We start from the raw sequence: 18246 nt of genomic DNA on the forward strand, positions 1-18246 counted from the left end.
TGTTCCATGACGAGCTTGCTGAAGCCATGGTGCCGATTATAGGTCGGGCTCGATTAAGCTTCGCTAACTTCATGATTCAGTCAGACTGAATCATCACTCGCGCCAGGGCGGATGAGGTCTGAAGCGCGACTGCACATACTGCATGAATTCGCGGGTTCTGCGCGGCAATCCGGCGCGGTTGCGCGTGAGCGCGACGACGTTCGCATCGGGCACTTTCCACGATGGCAGGAGCCGCACCAGCGTGCCTTTGCGGATGTCGTCGGCGACGTCCCATTCCGAACGCAGGACGATGCCGCGTCCTTCGAGCGCCCAGCGGCGGATCACGTCGCCGTCATTGCAACCGAGCTTCGATGCGACTCTCACGCTCGTGCTCGTGCGGCCCTTGCTGAAGTGCCAGAGCGACGCATCTTCCCTGTTCTCATGCAGCACGATGCACGGCAGATGTGCGAGATCCTGCGGCGCTTCCGGCATGCCGAAGCGCCTGACTAACGCAGGCGACGCGCAAAGAAAGCGCGCATTCGGCGCGATCGCGTGACCGATCAGATTCGACGCACGCAACTCGCCGATATGCACGACGACATCGAAACGATCGGCCGTCTCGGTCAACGGCTGATCGGACAGCGTGAGCGAGATATCGACATCGGGATGATCGCGCTGAAAATCCGCGACGACCGGCGCGAGATAACGCCGACCGAAACCGAGCGGCCCGTTGATTCGCAACGCACCGACGAGACCGCCGCGACGCGTATGCAGTTCATCGAAGAGCGCGTCGAATTGCTCGATCAAATCGGCGCCGCGCTGGCACAGCAACGCGCCTTCTTCGGTGAAATGTAGTTTGCGCGCGGTGCGGTCGATCAGACGCGTGCCGAGCTTTTTCTCCAGTTGCTGCAGGCGTTGCGAGACGGCCGATGGCGACACGCCGAGTGTGCGGCCCGTCGCGACCAGGCTGCCGCTTCGTTGAATCGTGAGGAGGAAGCGAATGTCTGCGGTATCGGTCATCGTGATTCAGGCGATCGGTCCTTCGGGAATCTTGCGTTGCAATGCGACCGCGATTGCACTGCCGACGATCAGCGCGATGCCCGCGAGCGAAAGTGGCGCGATCGTCTCGCCCCACACGATGTAGGCGAACAATGCCGCCCACACGATGCTCGTGTAATTGAAGGGCGCGAGCGTGCCTGCATCGGCGCGCCGGAACGCGACCGTCATCAGAATTTGTCCGACGGTTGCAAGCGCGCCTAGCAAGGCCATGAGCAGAAGGGCGTCGAGCGTCGGCGTCTTCCAGCTGAATGCGAGCGTGCAGGCCGTCACGACCGTGCCCACGGCAGTGAAGAACAACACCGTGGTGCGCGAATCGTCTGTGGGACGAATGCGTTTGATCTGGATGATCGACAGCGCGCCGCAGAGTGCGCTCGAAAGCAACAGCACCGGCCCGAGCCAGTTCGATTCGCCGCCGCCCGGACGCACGACGAGCAACACGCCGACGAAGCCGATGAGTGCGGCCACCGCCGCGCGCGTCGTCAAATGCTCCTTGAGGATGAACGGCGCGAGCACGACGACCAGCAGCGTCTCCGAGTAGGCGATCGCCACCGCCTCGCCGAGCGGTATGTAGGGCAGCCCCGCGAAGAAGAAGCCGGACGCGCCGAGCAGCGTGAGCGCGCGCCAGGTCTGTCCCTTGATGTCGAGACGCCGGACGCGATCGATCACGGAGCGGTCGCCGAAACAGCACGCCGCGAAGGCAGGAACGAGGCCGAACAGCATCCGGAAGAACGTCAGTTCGTTTGCCGGATAGTGCAGGGCGACGGCCTTCGCGAGCGTATCGACAATGGCGAAACACAACATCGAAGCAAGGATGAAGCCAATGCTTGCGAGAGGAAGGTGGGCGGCGCGCGTGGCGGTCGTGGTGGGCATGACGCGATGAGATCGTGACGGAGCTTCGAATCATCGCATAGCCGGTGAGGGACGGCGCGGCGGACGCGTCTCGCTCCATCGTCTACGGGAAAGCCACTATTTTTGTTCTGGTTGACTCGCCGAAAAGTCCTGCTAGCATACGTCCATCAGGTTCATCAGCATACTGAGCAATTTTCGAAGGGGCGACAGATGGCTCTCAAGTTCGCGGCGAAACTCGCCGATCTCGTGGAAGACGAGCCGCTCGGCGTGACGATCGGCGAGGAGCGCATCGCGCTCTATCTGCTCGACGGCGAAGTCCACGCCACGCATAACGTTTGCACGCATCAGTTCGCGTTGTTGAGCGACGGCTATATGGAGGACGGCTGCATCGAATGTCCGCTGCATCAGGGGCGTTTCGACATCCGCACGGGCGCCGCGCAATGCGCGCCGGTCACGCAGCCGATCCGCGTGTACGGCGTGCAGGTGGAAGGCGGCGAAGTCTTCGTCGATCTTTGATATCGAACGCGCGGAGCGAAGAATGACGCAGACCGTTTTGATCATCGGTGCGGGACAAGCGGGAGCGCGCGCGGCCGAGGCGTTGCGCAATGCCGCATTCGATGGACGTATCGTGCTCGTCGGCGATGAACGTCATGCGCCGTATGAAAGGCCGCCGCTGTCGAAAGACGTGCTCACCGCACACGACGATGCCGATTGCTTCAAAGGCTGGGTGCATGCGGCCGATCTGTATCGCGAGGCGCGCATCGAATGGCTCAACGATCGCTTGCTGCAACTCGATACGCAGCGACATGTGGCCATGCTCGAACGAACCGGCGAGCTGCGTTACGACCATTGCCTTTTCACGACCGGCGGACGCGTGCGCCGCTTGCCCAGTGTGCCCGATGGCCCGCACACGTTTCATCTGCGCACGCTCGACGACGCCATGCGACTGCGCGCGCGCCTCGCAACAGCACGCTCGGTTGCGGTGATAGGAGGCGGCTTTCTCGGTCTGGAATTCGCGGCCAGCGCGCGCACGCGTGGTCTCGACGTGAGCGTCTTCGAAACGGCGTCGAGCTTGTTGAGCCGCGCGTTGCCGCCGTTGCTTGCGGATCGTCTGCGCGTCAAACACGAACATCACGGCGTGCGCTTCGTGTTCGGTGCGCACGAACTGCAAGTCAAGGAACATGCGACAGGCGTGCAAGTCGGCGCGGAGCACTTTGATTTGTGCGTGATCGCAATCGGCCAGCATCCGAACGATGACATCGCGAAGGCGGCGGGCATCGTGACGAGCAACGGTATCGTCGTGGACCGGCATTGCCGCACGTCCGCAGCGGACGTCTACGCTGCCGGCGATTGCGCGAACTTTCCGTACGGCGCGAACGATCAGGCGACGCGTCTCGAATCATGGCAAAACGCGCAGGAGCAGGCGATCGTCGCGGCGCGCAATATCGCAGGCGAAGCGGTGCGGTATGCGCCCACACCGTGGTTCTGGACCGATCAATATGACTGGAATATCCAGATGCTCGGCATGCCCGGCGTACCCGTCGATGGATGGATCGAACGCGCGGGCGCCGACGGCAAGACTGTGCTCATGGGACTGCGCGATAGCGTCATCGTTCAGGCCTTCGCGATCAATCAGGGCGGCGAGCTGCGTGCGATCAGACGGCTCGTCGAAGAAGCGACGCCGGTCGATGCCGGCCTGCTCGCCGACCCCAACGTCAAGTTGCGCCAGCTCGAACGGCTGACTCGCTCAACACAATCGGGAGATCAAGGTGTACTCGTCTGAAACGATCATCGGCGCTCATACGCCGCAAGCAAAAAATCCGCCGATAGAAGGGCTCGCGTGGCCGGACGAAGGGCTGCAATGCATCCCGGACTGGGTGTACACGAGCGAGGCAGTCTATGCACGCGAAGTCGAACGGATCTTTCATGGCCGCACCTGGAACTTCGTCGCGCTCGAAGCCGAAGTGCCGAATCCCGGCGATTACAAGCGTTCGTATGTCGGGCCGACGCCGGTCGTCGTATCGCGCGCGGAAGATGGTTCGATCAACGTGTTCGAGAACCGATGCGCGCATCGCGGCGCGGAGTTTTGTCGTCATAGCCGCGGCAATAACAAGGAATTCGTGTGCCCTTATCACCAATGGTCGTATGACCTGAAGGGCAATCTTCAGGGCGTGCCGTTCCGGCGCGGCGTGAACAAGCTGGGCGGCATGCCGAAGGAGTTTCGCACCGACGCGCACGGACTGAAGAAGCTCGCGGTCGCGACGCGCAACGGCGTGGTGTTCGCGTCTTTCACGCACGACATGGAGCCGCTCGAAGACTATCTCACGCCCGAGATCCTGACGGACTTCGATGCCGTGTTCAACGGCAAGCCCTTGCGCGTGCTCGGCTTCTACAAGAACGAGTTGCCGTGCAACTGGAAGATGTATCACGAGAACCTGAAGGACCCGTATCACGCGACGCTGCTGCACTCGTTTCTCGTCGTGTTCGGTTTGCTCGTTGCGGGCAATCGCTCGGCGATGGTCGCAGACAGCAAGTACGGCATCCACGGCACGATGGCATCGGCGAAAAGCGATTCGCTCTATGCGACCATCGACGAAGACAAGAAGAAGGAGATGCGCTCGTTTCACGATGGCATGACGCTGCGCGACGAGCGCTTCCTCGAGTTCATCAAGGAGTTCGATTCCGAATGGTCCGTCACGATGCAGACCATCTGGCCGAACCTGATCGTGCAGCGCGAGATGAATACGCTCGGCGTGCGTCATATCGTGCCGAACGGCCCGAACAGCATGATCATGTTGTGGACCATGTTCGGCTATGAGGACGACAGCGACGAGATGGTGCGGCACCGCTTGCGCCAGGGCAATCTGATGGGACCGTCCGGTTTTCTGGGTCTCGAAGACAACGAAGCGATGAAGTTCGTTCAGGAAGGCGTGCGCCGCTCGGCGAGCGACCGCAGCATCATCAAGCTCGACGGCGACAAGATCGGCACGGCGGACAACCTGATCTCCGAGGCTGCCATTCGCGCCATGTACAAACATTATCGTGAAGTCATGGAGTTCTAGATGTTGCCAGGATTCGAGAAGCAGCCCATCGCGCACGACCAGGCGCTGATCGCGCGCGCCGCGGTGGAGGATTTTCATGCCGAGTATTGCGCGGCGCTGGATAGCGGCGACATCGAGCGCTGGCCGGAGTTCTTTACCGAGAACTGCCTCTATCGCGTGACCGAGTACGAAAACGCGGCCAACGGCTTTCCCGTGGGGCTCGTGTATGCGGAAGGGCGCAACATGCTGCGCGACCGTGCAGTGGCAATCGCGCGCACGCAGATGTTCGCGCCGCGCCAGATGCTGCATTTCGTCTCGAACGTGCGCATCCTGAACGCGAATGACGAGGAGATCGTCGCGCAGAGCAATTACATGCTGCTGCAGACGCTCGTCGAAGGCGCGACCACGTTGCATCAGGCGGGCAGGCTTTTTGATCGCTTCGCGCGCAATGGTAACGTTCTTCTGCTAAAGGAAAGACAGGCGGTCTACGATACGGCGATGATCGCCAACGATCTCGCTTACCCCGTTTGAGCGCCGATCCCGGAGAGTGTGCATGAGTCATACGGAAGGTACGGAACACACGGAACGCACGGAACATGCGGAAGCGCCGGTCGAGAGCGGGGGTGTCGGCGCGCGCGTGAGACGTCGCGAAGACGAACGGCATCTGCATGGGAAAGGCCGCTTCGTCGCCGACTATACGTTTCCGGATTTGCAGGAAGTCGCGTTTCTGCGCAGTCCCGTTGCTCATGCGCGTATCGTGCGCATCGGCAAGCCGGAGCGTTTTGCGGCGCAAGTGATTTTGCGCGATGACATGCAGGGCGCGAGCGATATCGTCGCGGATTCGAGTCTGCCGTCGTACAAGGCGTCTTCGCATCCGCCGCTTGCATCGGGCAAGGTGCGTTTCGTCGGCGAACCGGTCGCAATGTGCTTCGCCAAGACACGCGCGCAGGCCGAAGACATCGCCGAGGAAATCGAACTCGATCTCGACGAACTGCCCGCATTCGCGAATGCCTTTACAGCGCGAGAACGCACGGATGTGCGCGTGCACGATCACTGGACCGACAATCTTTTTCTCGACCTCAAGGCCGATGTGAATTTCGACGAGCGTGCGAAGGATGCGCCCGTCGTCGTGCGGCAGAAGGTGGATCTCGCGCGTCAGTGCATGGTGCCGATGGAAGGCAAGGCCGTGCTCGCGTATTGGGACCACACGCATGGGCAACTTGTCGTCATTACGTCGACGCAAGTGCCGCACATGATTCGCACGGTGCTGTCGCAGTGTCTGGGTATCGATCATGCGCAAGTGCGCGTCATCTCGCCCGATGTCGGCGGCGCGTTCGGATATAAGTGCGTGCTGCAGCAGGAGGAGCTATGCATTGCGTGGCTCGCGCTGACCTATAAGCGGCCGTTCCGTTTTATCGAAGACAGGCGCGAGCATCTGATCGCCGGTGCGAACTCGCGCCAGCATCATTACGAACTCACCGCGTATGCCGACAAGAACGGCCGCCTGCTCGCGCTCGATGCGGAACTGCTGATCGACGGTGGCGCGTATTCGGCATGGCCCTTCACGATAGGCCTCGAAACGGGTCAGGCGCTCGGCAATCTTCCAGGTCCGTATGATTTCTCGGGCTATCGATGCCGCACGCAATGCGCGGCGACCAACAAGCCGGGCTTTCTGCCGTATCGCGGCGTGGCGCGCACGGGCGTGTGCTTCGCGATCGAACTGACGATGGATGCGATCGCGCGCGCAGTCGGCCGCGAAGCGTGGGAAGTCCGTCACGACAATCTCGTGCGCGGCGCGGACATGCCTTATACCAACGTCGTGAAGAAGCATTACGACAGCGGCGACTTTCAGGAAAGCCTGCGGCGCGCAGTGGCGCAACTCGATGTGCCGAAGTGGCGCGCGCGGCAGAAGGCGGGCGAGAAGGACGGGCGTCTTGTCGGCATCGGCTTCGCTACGTTCACCGAGCAATCCGCGCATGGCACGGCCGTGTTCGCATCATGGGGACTGCCGGTCGTGCCGGGCTACGATCTCGCGACCGTGCGCATCACCGCCGATGGCGGGCTCGAAGTGCGCGCGGGCATTCATTCGCACGGACAAGGCATGGAGACGACGCTCGCGCAGATCGCGAACGAAGTGCTCGACGTGCCGCTGCAAAAGATCAAGGTCGTGCATGGCGATACCGCGCTCACGCCGTATTCCACGGGCACGTATGCGTCGCGCAGCATCGTGATGGCGGGCGGTGCGGTGGCCGCGACGTGCCGCGAGCTCGTGCCGCGTCTGCTCCTTATCGGTGCGCATCTGTTGGGTGAAGAACAGGAAGCGGTGCGTTTCGAACATGGCGCCGTAGTCGGTGCGAAGGGCAGCGTGAGCATTGAGGACATCGCGACGGCTTGGTATCTGCGGCCCGAACGTTTGCCTGCGGGCGTCAGTCTCGCGGGTCTGGAAGCGACGCAAGGCTTCAAGCCGAAGGTCGATACCGGCGCGTTCAGCTACGCGACGCACGCTGCGGCAGTAGCCGTCGATACGAAGACCGGCGATGTCGAGATTCTCGATTACGTGATCGTCGAGGATTGCGGCCGCATGATCAACCCGATGGTCGTCGAGGGGCAAACCATCGGCGGTACGGCGCAAGGCATTGGCACGGCGTTCTATGAAGAAACGCTTTACGACGACAACGCGCAGCCGCTCACATCGACACTTGCCGATTACATGTTGCCCGGCCCGACGGAGTTGCCGTCGCTGACGATCATTCATATGGAAACGCCTTCGCCCTATACGGAGTTCGGTGCCAAGGGCGTGGGTGAAGGCGGCGCGATCGCACCGCCGGCCGCGCTCTTCAATGCGGTGAACGATGCGCTCACGCCGCTCGGTGCGCTCGTGTCGGAAACGCCGCTGACGCCGCGTCGTTTGCTCGCGGCCATCGGAGCGGCCAAGGCCAGGCAAGCTGCGAGCAAGCGGGAGCTGAGTCCGGAGGTGGCGGAATGAAGGCCGCAGCGTTCGACTATGTGATGGCAGCAACGTTGCCCGAAGCGTTAAAGGAATTGAGCGGCGCAAAGCCGATATCCGGCAGCCAGTCGATGGGTCCGATGCTCAATCTGCGTCTTGCGCGTCCGGGCCGCATCGTCGACGTATCGCGCATCGCCGACTTGCGTAGCGTCGCCGAAGCGGGCGAGTTCGTTCGCGTGGGCGCTGCGGTCACGCATGCCGAAATCGAAGACGGCAAGCATGCGCTGCTGCGTCATCCGTTCATGCAACATGTGGCGGCGGGCATCGCATACCGGGCAATTCGCAATCGCGGCACTATCGGCGGCAGTCTCGCGCATGCCGATCCCGCTGCGGACTGGCCGCTTGCATTGTCGGCACTGGATGCGCGGCTGGAGTTATCGAAAGCGGACGGCACGCGGCAAGTGCGCGTAAGCGATTTTATGCTCGGCGCATTCACGACGCTGCTCGACGAAGGCGAGATCATCACCGCCGTGTTGTTGCCGAGGCTCGGCACGACGCTGCGTTGGGGTTACTACAAGTTGTGCCGCAAGACCGGCGAGTTCGCGCACGCAAGCGCGGCCGCTGCCTTCGATGCGCGAACGGGTCTTGCCCGCGTGGTGCTCGGCGCGCTCGACGGTCCTCCGGCCGCACTCGACGAACTCGCGCGGCACATCGCGCAACGCGGCCCGGCCGCGGCAACCGGCGATGCGCTTGCGCAAGCTGTTGCAAACGCGATGCCCAATGCAGACGACATCGACCGTTCGATTCACGCGGCGGCGCTCGAGCGCTGCCTCGCACAGGCGTTCGGCGTGTCGAACGTGAACCAGGCTTAAAGAGACTGCAATGTCCGTGATCGAACTCACCATCAACGACCGCTCCGTGCGCGGCGATATCGAAGCGCGCATGCATCTCGGCGACTTCCTGCGCGATACACAAAATCTGACGGGCACGCATCTCGGCTGCGAACACGGCGTATGCGGTGCCTGTACCGTACTCGTCGACGGCGAGCCGGTGCGCTCGTGCATCACGTTCGCCGTTGCGTGCGATCAACAGAAAGTCCGCACGATAGAAGGCTTCGACGAAGACGAACTGATGAAGCGTCTGCGTCATTCGTTCTCGATCCATCATGGCTTGCAATGCGGCTACTGCACGCCGGGCATGCTGATCACCGCGCGCGATATCGTGCGCCGCTTCCCCGATGCCGACGAAGCGCGCATCCGGCTGGAGTTGTCGGGGAACCTGTGCCGATGTACGGGCTACATGGGCATCGTCGCGGCGATCAAGGCGGTGCTTCATGACCTCAAGGAAAATCCGCTTGCAGATGCACCCGTTGCACGCGCAATAGTTAGCGATGCAACTATCTCGGCGCCTGCGTTTCAGACGTTCGCCGCTGCGCCTGCCAGCGCGCCGCCCACGCCTGCGGTAGCGAATACCGCATCGACGGATCAGCCCGCCGCGCAGCGCAAGGGTTGGACCGCCATCGACGACAGCTTCGTCGTGCCCTTTGCGCTTGAGCGCGTGTGGGCGTTCATGGGCGATCTGCCATCGGTGACATCGTGTCTTCCGGGCGCCGAATTGCTCGAACACGATGGCGAAACCGTGAAAGGCAAGATCGCGATCAAGTTCGGCCCGATGTCGGCGAACTTCGTGGGCGCCGCGCGGCTCGAACGCGACGACGCCGCCCATCGCGCAGTGATGCACGGCGCCGGACAGGACAACATCAGCCGCTCGCGCGCCAATGGCGATGTCACGTATGCGTTGACGAGCGAAGCGGACGGTATGCAAACGCGCGTCGCCGTCACGCTGGAATACATGCTGCAAGGGCCGCTTGCGCAGTTTTCGCGCTCGGGTCTGGTCAAGGATTTCGTGCGCCGCATGATCGCGGACTTCGGCGCGCGCATCACGGCGCAACTCGGCGGAAACGCCGCACCGGATGCATCCGTATCGGCATCGTCCGCGAAGTTCAACGCGGGCAGCCTCGTGTGGAGCGTCATCTGGGGGCGCATCAAACAGATTTTCGGAAAGGGCGATTAAGCGACCATGTCCGGAGCGCACGCGGTCCGGTACATCATCACTTCGATCATATCGTCAGCCTACTGATCAAATGGGGACTCAATGAGCACGATGAGCACAATCAGCACGATGAGCAATCGGATTCGCAAGATCGCTCTGGAAGAGCACTTCAGCACGCCGGGCTTTCAAGGCTATTCAAAGAGCTTCACGCAACATATCGCACCGGAAGTGCTGCGCGATCTCGCGGCGCGTCTCACGGACTTCGACGAGCAGCGCATTGCCGAAATGGACCGCGCGGGCATCGACTATACGATTCTGTCGCAGACGGGGCCGAGCGTGCAGGGCGAGCCCGATGCAACGCTCGCCATCAGCCGCGCGAAGGAAAGCAATGACTTCCTCGCCGGGCAGATCGCACGGCATCCCGCGCGCTTCGGCGGCTTTGCGACCTTGCCGATGCATACGGCAAAGGCCGCATCCGACGAACTGACGCGCGCCGTGCGCGAACTCGGCTTCAAGGGCGCGCTCGTCAACGGCCACACGCTGGGCGTCTATTACGACGATCGCTCATACGATTCCTTTTGGGCGACCATGCAGGAACTCGATGTGCCCTTATACCTGCATCCGACCGATGCGTTCGTGAATCCGCGCGTGCTCGACGGTCATCCCGAACTCGCGGGCGCGACCTGGGGATGGGGCGTCGAAACCGGCAGTCATGCGTTACGCCTGCTCTTTAGCGGCGTATTCGACCGCTTCCCGAAGCTGAAGATCATTCTCGGCCACATGGGCGAAGGCTTGCCGTTTCTGCGCTGGCGCTTCGACAGCCGCTTTGCTGTGTATTCGCATGGCGTGAGTCTCGAACGTGCGCCTTCGGAATACATCGGCACGAACATCCTGATCACGACATCGGGTGTGTGTTCCGCGCCCGCGCTGATCGGCGCGATCGGCGAAATGGGGGCGCATGCGGTGATGTTCTCGGTGGACTATCCGTACGAATCCACGCAGATCGCAGCGGAGTTCATCGAACGCGCACCGCTCGACGATGCGACGCGCGCGCTCGTCTGTCACGGCAACGCCGAACGCATCTTCCGCCTCTGACATTCAGAACACTTCAAGCACATGGAGCAGCACATGACGAAGCCTTATCGCATCGGCCAGATCGTGCCGAGTTCGAACACCACGATGGAAACCGAGATTCCCGCGATGTTGCTCGCGCGCCAGACGATCCGTCCCGAACGCTTCACGTTTCATTCGAGCCGCATGCGCATGAAGAAAGTGGTCAAGGAGGAACTCGCCGCGATGGATGGCGAGTCGGACCGCTGCGCAATCGAGCTTTCCGATGCGCGCGTCGATGTGCTCGGTTATGCGTGTCTCGTCGCGATCATGGCGATGGGACATGGCTATCACCGTGTATCGCAAAAGCGTCTGCACGAGCGCACCGTGGAGAACGGCGGCGCTGCACCTGTCGTTACGAGCGCGGGCGCACTGGTCGATGCGTTGAAGGTGATCGGCGCGAAACGCGTCGTGGTCGTGACGCCTTATATGAAGCCGCTGACCGAACTCGTCGTCGACTATATCCGCAACGAAGACTACGACGTGATCGACTATCGCGCGCTCGAGATTCCGGACAATCTCGACGTTGCCCGGCACGATCCGGCGCTGTTGCCTGAGATCGTCATGTCGATGCGTTATCAGGAAGCCGACGCCATCGTGCTGTCTGCGTGCGTTCAGATGCCGTCGCTGCCGGTTATAGCGAAGGTCGAGGCGATGACGGGCAAGCCGGTCGTCACAGCCGCTGTCGCGACGACCTATGCCATGCTCAAACAACTCGGACTGGAAGCCATCGTTCCCGGCGCGGGCGCGTTGCTGTCCGGCGCGTATTGAGCGAGGCCGGTATGTCGAGCTATCTATACGGCGCGAACGTTCAGGCAAACGGCATCCGTCAACACTATCTACGCTATGGCGGTACGCGCGCGGAACGCGACCCCGTGATCATCGTGCCGGGCATCACGAGTCCGGCTGTCACGTGGGGCTTCGTCGCGGAGCATATCGGCAAGACGTTCGATACCTACGTGCTCGACGTGCGGGGACGCGGCCTGTCGTTCGCATCGGAATCGCTCGATTACAGCCTCGATGCGCAAGCGGCCGATTTGATTGCATTCGCAACTACTTTGGGATTCGAGCGTTACAGCGTCATCGGCCATTCGATGGGCGCGCGTATCGGCATTCGCGCGGCGCGTGCGAAGCCCGTAGGCATGGCGCGCATTGCGATGATCGATCCTCCCGTGTCAGGTCCGGGACGCCGGCCGTATCCGTCGCAATTGCCTTGGTATATCGATTCGATTCGCCAGTCGCGGGAAGGCATGAGCGCGGATGCGATGCGCGCCTTCTGCCCGACCTGGACCAACGAGCAACTCGCGTTGCGCGCCGAATGGCTGCATACGTGCGACGAACGCGCGATCCGCGCGAGCTTCGAGGGCTTTCATACCGACGACATTCACGCCGATCTTCCGCATCTGAAGATACCCGCGCTACTCGTTACGGCGGGACGCGGCGACGTCGTGCGTGATGCCGATGTCGACGAGATACGCGCGCTTGTGCCGCAACTCGAACATGTGCGCGTACCCGATGCGGGCCACATGATTCCGTGGGATGACGAAGCCGGTTTCTACGCGGCGCTCGGCGATTTTCTGGGTGCATCACTCAGCGAACAAGGAGGCAGGCATGCCAGTCAGTGACTATCAGATGGTCGATGCATGGACCCGTGTGCTCAAGCTTTCGCGCCTGGAGCCGGGCCAGACCGTCACCATTCTCACGAGTGCATCCACGCATCCTCAAACGCTTGCGACCGCGCTCATCGCGACGCAGGCAATGGGCGCCATCGTCAATCGTCTCGATCTTCCGCCCGTCAACGGCGAGAAGGCGCTGAGCCGCGATTCGCTGGCTTATCTCGGCACGACACCGCTAACCGGGAATCGCGCGGCAATCGCCGCGCTGAAGGAAAGCGATCTCGTGCTCGACTTGATGACGCTGCTGTTTTCGCCCGAGCAACTCGATATTCTGAAGACAGGGACGAAGATTCTGCTCGCCGTGGAGCCGCCGGAAATTCTCACGCGACTCGTGCCGACGCCTGCCGATCGCGAACGCGTGCTCGCCGCGCAGGCACGCATCGCACGCGCGCGCGAGATGCATATCGTGTCGGCGGCCGGCACGGACTTTCGGTGCCCGTTGGGTGAGTTCGAGCCGATCGCCGAATACGGTTTCGTCGATGAACCCGGCCGCTGGGACCACTGGCCGAGCGGCTTCGCGCTGACCTTTCCGAACGATCGACACGCGCATGGCCGCATCGTGATCGATCGCGGCGATATCCTGCTGCCGCAAAAGCGCTACGTGCAGGATCGCATCGAGCTAACGGTGGAAGGCGGTTATGCGACGCGCATCGAAGGTGGCATCGATGCCGAGCTGCTGAGCGAATACATGGCGACCTTCGACGATCCAGAAGGGTACGCAATCTCGCATATCGGCTGGGGCCTGCAAGCGCGTGCGCACTGGTCGACGCTCGGTCTTTACGATCGCGAGGCGACTATCGGCATGGACGCGCGCGCGTTCGAAGGCAATTTCCTGTTCTCGCTCGGGCCCAACAACGAAGCGGGCGGAAGCCGCACGACCACCTGTCATATCGATATCCCTCTGCGCCATTGCGATGTATATCTCGATGGCGAAGCCGTCGTTCGCAACGGCGTGGTACTCGACCGCTAAATCACGAAAAGCACTCACATGTTCCACGATATCGAAACTTATGCGCGTCAGAGCTTCGGCTCGTCGCTTGCGCCGCAGGCTCCGGTCGGGCTGTTGATCGTCGACTTCGTGAACGGCTTTGCGAATCCCGAGGTGTTCGGCGGCGGCAATATTCCTCAGGCGATCGAGAACACCATTCCCTTGCTGGCGCATGCGCGCGAGAAGCGCTGGCCGGTGGCGCACAGCCGTATCGTCTTCGCCGACGACGACACCGATCACAACATCTTCACGATGAAAGTGCCCGGTCTGCTCGCGCTGAAAGAGCAATCCCATAACAGCGCGATCGTGCCGCAACTCACGCCGCGCAAGGGCGAACTCGTCGTGCGCAAGACGGTGCCGTCGGCGTTCTTCGGTACGTCGCTTGCAGCGTGGCTGACACAGCACGGCGTGCGCACGCTCGTGATTGCAGGCGCTGTGACAAGCGGATGCGTGCGCTCATCCGTGGTCGATGCAATGCAATATGGCTTCCGTCCGTTCGTGCTGTCCGATTGCGTCGGCGATCGTGCGCTTGCGCCGCACGAAGCGAATCTGTTCGATATGGCGCAGAAGTATGCCGCCGTGATGAAGCGCGACGAAGCACTCGAACTGCTCAAGGATCTTTGATCAGCCGATAGCACGCATGGGATCGACATGGCCACGTCTCTTTCGGAGCGGTCGCAGCGCGTAGTCACGCGACACGAGTTCACGCTGATTGTTGCGTCGTCGTTCGGCGCGCTGCTCGAATGGTATGACTTCTATATCTATGCGGCGCTGGCGGCCACATTCAGCACCTTGTTCTTTCCGAGCGGCAACGATACCGTCGCGTTTCTCGCGAGCCTCGCCACATTCGGCGCGGGCTTTCTCGTGCGTCCGCTCGGTGCGCTGTTTTTCGGCCGGCTCGGCGATCGAATCGGACGCAAGTACACGTTCATGGCGACCATCGTGCTGATGGGTATTGCGACAGTCGGCGTGGGCTTGCTGCCCTCGTTCGAGAAGATCGGCATGCTGGCGCCGGTCCTGCTCGTGGCGCTTCGTCTGTTGCAGGGATTCGCGCTCGGCGGCGAAACGGGCGGCGCAGCCACGTATCTCGCGGAACACTCGCCGCGCAATCGGCGAGGCTTTTATACGAGTTCGTTGCAGACGACCGCGACGCTCGGCTTGCTCACGTCTATCGTGGCTGTCAGCGTGAGCCGCGCCTCGATGGACGAAGCCGCCTTCCAGAACTGGGGTTGGCGTCTGCCGTTTCTCGTCTCGGTCGTGCTGCTCGCGATCTCGGTGTATTTGCGCACGAAGCTCGCGGAGTCGCCGACGTTTCGCGAGATGAAGCAGGCGGGCAGACTGTCGAAGTCGCCGATAGCGGAGAGCTTCGGCAGATGGGCGAACCTGAAATACGTGCTCATCATGTTGTTCAGCACGGCATCGGGCGTGGGCGTCGTGTTCGGGACCGGGCATTTCTACTCGATGTATTTCCTGCAAAACACGCTGAAGGTTGCACCGAACACGGTGAACCTTTTCCTCGCGATTGCGCTGATTGCCGTGTTTCCGTTCTATGTCGTGTTCGGCTGGTTATCCGATCGCATCGGACGAAAGTGGATCATGATGCTCGCATGCCTGCTGCTCGCGGTGACGACGCAGCCGATCTTTCATGCGCTCACGCACTACGCCAATCCGCAGCTCGAAGCATTCCAGCAGCGTGCGCCCGTCACGGTCCGTGCGAACGATTGCCGCTTTACGCTGTTCTCTGCGCCGGTCACGGAATGCGACCGCATACGCTCGTTTCTGAGCGCATCCGGCGTGTCGTACAGTCGCTTGCCGCAGCAAGCAGGCGAGGGCGTATCGACGGAAGTCGGCTCGATCATGGTGCACGGCAGTGATCGTCGACAACTGGAGCAGGCGTTGATCGCATCCGGATGGAGCGCCCATGCCGACCCTGCGCGGATCGATGCGCCGATGGTCGTCTTCCTGATGTGGCTGTTGTTGCTCTATCTGGCGATGGTCTATGGACCGATGGCCGCGTTCATGGTCGAGCTTTTCCCTGCGCGCATTCGCTATACGTCGCTATCGTTGCCGTTTCATCTTGGCTCGGGCTGGTTCGGCGGCATGCTGCCGTTCGTGGTGTCCGCGATGGCGGTCGCGCGCGGCAACGTGTATTTCGGGCTCTGGTATCCGATCGTGATTGCGCTAGTCTCGTTCGCGGTCGGCGCGCTCTTCGTGCCGGAGACGTACCGCCGCGACATCACGCAATGATCGAATTAAATGCTTCAGTCGAAATGCTTGAGCGACGTGCGGCCGTACTGGTTATTGCCTTCGACGAGTTGCATCATCATGCGCACGAAATGAACGCGATCTTCGGGACTGAGCGGACTCAGAAATCGCACCTGCGCTTCACGCATGCTGCCGTACATGTCCTTCATCACGCGGCGTCCCTTCGCGGTGATGTTGGCGATCTTGAGACGCCCGTCGTGGGGACTCGGTTCGCGCTTGACGAGGCCGCGCTCTTCGAGACGGCGCAGCACGTCGGCCATGGTGGTGCGATCGACGCCCACTTCCGCGCACAGCGACGTCTGGTCGAGGCCGGGCCGCTCGCTCAGCGTGGTCAGCAGGCCGTATTGCACGGGCGTGATGGCGAAATCCTTGCAGCACTCGAAGAAGAGCGCGATATGAATCTGATTGAGCCGCCGGATCAGGAAACCCGGGCGCTGCCACAGATGTCCGGTCTCGATTCCGTTGTCGGAAGCGGCAGCTTTTTTCTCGGCTACGGTGCCCATCCTTTACCTTTCTGGAAGAAGTTCTGTCACACAGGAGTGTAGCGGTCGCGGGTCTCGATGTCATAAGCGATGTGATACGCAATGTGAAAACGAAGCGCGCCCGCGCTGCTTGATGCACTGCAACCGGAGCCATGAATGATCGCGAAATTGTAGGTGCAATCATAGTTGCGCTGCCATTTTTTTCCGGATACAAAGCTATCTATCAGCGTACTGACGAATGCTGATGGCAGCAGCGCAAGAAGTCAATGACCGATGTCAATACAAGAAGTCAATAGAACGATGCATCGCGCAGGCATCAGGGCGGATCTGTTCGTGTGTAGCGGGACCCGAACACATGAATAATCAGCATACTGATTAAATGGCGAATGCGTTTAAACGTCACCTCACTCGGAGTTTGGAGCTAACCATGAGTTCTACCCCTGTACAGACGGACGACGTCGCCATTCAAGGGCGGTCGATGTCTCGCAACGATATCAAGACGCTGATGCTGGCGTCGCTCGGCGGCGCGCTGGAATACTACGACTTCATCGTCGCGGTGTTCTTTACCAAGTTGCTCGCGACGGTGTTCTTTCCGCCGCAGACGCCCGAATGGCTCGCGCAACTCGAAGTGTTCTGCATTTTCGCGGCGGGATATCTCGTGCGGCCGATCGGCGGTATCTTCTTCGCCCATTTTGGCGACCGCATTGGCCGGAAAAGGATGTTTGCGTTGAGCCTGTTCCTGATGGCCGCGCCGACACTGCTCATCGGCTTGTTGCCGAGCTACGCGACGCTCGGTCTCGTCGCGCCGCTGCTGTTCCTGCTGTGCCGCATTCTGCAGGGGCTGTCTGTCGGCGGCGAAGTGCCGGGCGCGTGGATCTTCTGCTCGGAGCACGTGAAGCGCGAGCGTATCGGTCTCGCGTGCGGTCTGCTCATGTCGGGTCTGTGCACCGGCATCCTGCTGGGCGCGCTGTCGGCGAAGTTCCTGATCGGCAATATGGAGGCGGCCGATTTGAAAAGCTGGGGCTGGCGTCTGCCGTTCATCGCGGGCGGCGTATTCGGTCTGGTTTCGGTTTATCTGCGCCGCTATCTGCAAGAGACGCCTGTGTTCGAAGCCTTGCGTGCAAAGCGTGCCGCCGATACGCGTATGCCGCTTGCGGTGGTGCTGAAGGAACATCGCGGTGCGATCGTCGTCTCGCTGCTCGCGACGTGGGTCTTCTCCGGCATCTTCGTGCTGTACTTCCTCTACACGCCGACGTTCCTGCAATCGCAGTTTCATTTCGCGCCGAAGGACGTGTTCACCAACAACTCGTGGTCGATCTTCGGGCTGATCCTCGGCAGCACCTTCGCCGGTTGGGCCGCGGACAAGATCGGCGGAGGCCGCGCTTACGCGATCGGCAGCGTCGCAATGCTGCTCGTCACCGGCGCGTTCTATATGGGCTTGAGCAGCGGCAGCCAGTCGGTGTGGACGCTCTATATCCTCGGCGGCTTCCTCGTCGGGACCATCACGCTCGGGCCCTACATCATCGTGAAGAGCTTTCCTCCGGAAGTGCGCTTCACCGGCTTTGCGCTTTCATACAACACCGCCTACGCGATTTTCGGCGGCACCGCGCCCGCCATTGCCTCGTTCATGGTGGGACGTCAAGGCTTCACGATGGCGCCCGCATGGTACATTGGCGCGCTGTGCGTGCTCGGCGTGATCATCGGCCTCGTGTGGCGTGCGCCCGTGCATGCCGAAGCAGCGGCGGCGCATTGACGCCGAGCCCTTGATCGTTGCGAACCCGCGCAGCACGGCGCGGGC

The 18246-nt window shown here is 61.7% G+C and carries 17 protein-coding genes; 14 read left to right on the plus strand and 3 right to left on the minus strand.

Going from position 1 to position 18246, the window contains the following annotated elements; genetic code table 11:
* Window positions 1–93: 93 nt before the first annotated feature.
* Together BRPE64_RS27390 and BRPE64_RS27395 are read right to left on the minus strand one after the other, a co-directional pair.
* Window positions 94–999 (minus strand): LysR family transcriptional regulator, encoded by a 906-nt coding sequence (locus BRPE64_RS27390; RefSeq protein ID WP_016348227.1) that lies wholly within the window; start codon window positions 997–999, stop codon window positions 94–96.
* Window positions 1000–1005: 6 nt separating this feature from the next.
* The gene (locus tag BRPE64_RS27395) at window positions 1006–1908 is read right to left on the minus strand and encodes a DMT family transporter (protein ID WP_016348228.1); all 903 of its coding nucleotides are present in this window, start codon (window positions 1906–1908) and stop codon (window positions 1006–1008) included.
* 189 nt (window positions 1909–2097) lie between these two features.
* Here BRPE64_RS27395 and BRPE64_RS27400 point away from each other — a divergent pair, with 189 nt between their 5' ends.
* The 13 genes from BRPE64_RS27400 to BRPE64_RS27460 all read left to right on the plus strand — a co-directional run bounded on the left by BRPE64_RS27400 (window position 2098) and on the right by BRPE64_RS27460 (window position 15948).
* Window positions 2098–2403 (plus strand): non-heme iron oxygenase ferredoxin subunit, encoded by a 306-nt coding sequence (locus BRPE64_RS27400; RefSeq protein ID WP_016348229.1) that lies wholly within the window; start codon window positions 2098–2100, stop codon window positions 2401–2403.
* Between the two features lie 22 nt (window positions 2404–2425).
* A complete protein-coding gene (locus tag BRPE64_RS27405; protein ID WP_016348230.1) occupies window positions 2426–3670 on the plus strand; it encodes an NAD(P)/FAD-dependent oxidoreductase in 1245 nt (414 codons plus the stop codon).
* Window positions 3657–4949, plus strand: a complete 1293-nt coding sequence (locus BRPE64_RS27410; RefSeq protein ID WP_016348231.1) for an aromatic ring-hydroxylating dioxygenase subunit alpha — start codon at window positions 3657–3659, stop codon at window positions 4947–4949. The genes BRPE64_RS27405 and BRPE64_RS27410 overlap by 14 nt, the downstream gene beginning before the upstream one ends.
* Window positions 4950–5459, plus strand: coding sequence for an aromatic-ring-hydroxylating dioxygenase subunit beta (locus BRPE64_RS27415; protein ID WP_016348232.1), 510 nt, complete (start codon window positions 4950–4952; stop codon window positions 5457–5459).
* Between the two features lie 22 nt (window positions 5460–5481).
* Window positions 5482–7914 carry a xanthine dehydrogenase family protein molybdopterin-binding subunit gene (locus tag BRPE64_RS27420; protein ID WP_016348233.1) on the plus strand — a complete coding sequence of 811 codons (2433 nt, stop codon included), beginning with the start codon at window positions 5482–5484 and terminating at the stop codon, window positions 7912–7914.
* A complete protein-coding gene (locus BRPE64_RS27425; protein ID WP_016348234.1) occupies window positions 7911–8747 on the plus strand; it encodes an FAD binding domain-containing protein in 837 nt (278 codons plus the stop codon). The genes BRPE64_RS27420 and BRPE64_RS27425 overlap by 4 nt, the downstream gene beginning before the upstream one ends.
* A 10-nt stretch (window positions 8748–8757) precedes the next feature.
* Window positions 8758–9948, plus strand: a complete 1191-nt coding sequence (locus BRPE64_RS27430; RefSeq protein WP_016348235.1) for a xanthine dehydrogenase family Fe-S subunit — start codon at window positions 8758–8760, stop codon at window positions 9946–9948.
* Between the two features lie 81 nt (window positions 9949–10029).
* A complete protein-coding gene (locus BRPE64_RS27435) occupies window positions 10030–11022 on the plus strand; it encodes an amidohydrolase family protein (protein ID WP_016348236.1) in 993 nt (330 codons plus the stop codon).
* A 33-nt stretch (window positions 11023–11055) separates the two neighbouring features.
* Window positions 11056–11808, plus strand: a complete 753-nt coding sequence (locus BRPE64_RS27440; RefSeq protein WP_044043764.1) for a maleate cis-trans isomerase family protein — start codon at window positions 11056–11058, stop codon at window positions 11806–11808.
* Window positions 11809–11819: 11 nt separating this feature from the next.
* Window positions 11820–12662 carry an alpha/beta fold hydrolase gene (locus BRPE64_RS27445; protein WP_016348238.1) on the plus strand — a complete coding sequence of 281 codons (843 nt, stop codon included), beginning with the start codon at window positions 11820–11822 and terminating at the stop codon, window positions 12660–12662.
* Window positions 12649–13683 (plus strand): 2,5-dihydroxypyridine 5,6-dioxygenase, encoded by a 1035-nt coding sequence (locus tag BRPE64_RS27450; RefSeq protein ID WP_044043437.1) that lies wholly within the window; start codon window positions 12649–12651, stop codon window positions 13681–13683. Before BRPE64_RS27445 ends, BRPE64_RS27450 begins: the two co-directional genes overlap by 14 nt.
* An 18-nt stretch (window positions 13684–13701) precedes the next feature.
* Window positions 13702–14325, plus strand: a complete 624-nt coding sequence (locus BRPE64_RS27455; RefSeq protein WP_016348240.1) for an N-carbamoylsarcosine amidohydrolase — start codon at window positions 13702–13704, stop codon at window positions 14323–14325.
* A 27-nt stretch (window positions 14326–14352) separates the two neighbouring features.
* A complete protein-coding gene (locus tag BRPE64_RS27460; protein ID WP_016348241.1) occupies window positions 14353–15948 on the plus strand; it encodes an MFS transporter in 1596 nt (531 codons plus the stop codon).
* A gap of 14 nt (window positions 15949–15962) precedes the next feature.
* On the opposite strand, the gene BRPE64_RS27465 is transcribed toward BRPE64_RS27460, so the two are convergent.
* Complete coding sequence (locus BRPE64_RS27465) at window positions 15963–16469, minus strand: MarR family winged helix-turn-helix transcriptional regulator (RefSeq protein ID WP_016348242.1); 507 nt, start codon at window positions 16467–16469, stop codon at window positions 15963–15965.
* Window positions 16470–16875: 406 nt separating this feature from the next.
* Here BRPE64_RS27465 and BRPE64_RS27470 point away from each other — a divergent pair, with 406 nt between their 5' ends.
* On the plus strand, window positions 16876–18201 hold the full coding sequence (locus BRPE64_RS27470) for an MFS transporter (RefSeq protein ID WP_044043439.1): 1326 nt from the start codon (window positions 16876–16878) through the stop codon (window positions 18199–18201).
* Window positions 18202–18246: the final 45 nt, after the last annotated feature.

The organism is Caballeronia insecticola (assembly GCF_000402035.1).
Classification (GTDB): domain Bacteria; phylum Pseudomonadota; class Gammaproteobacteria; order Burkholderiales; family Burkholderiaceae; genus Caballeronia; species Caballeronia insecticola.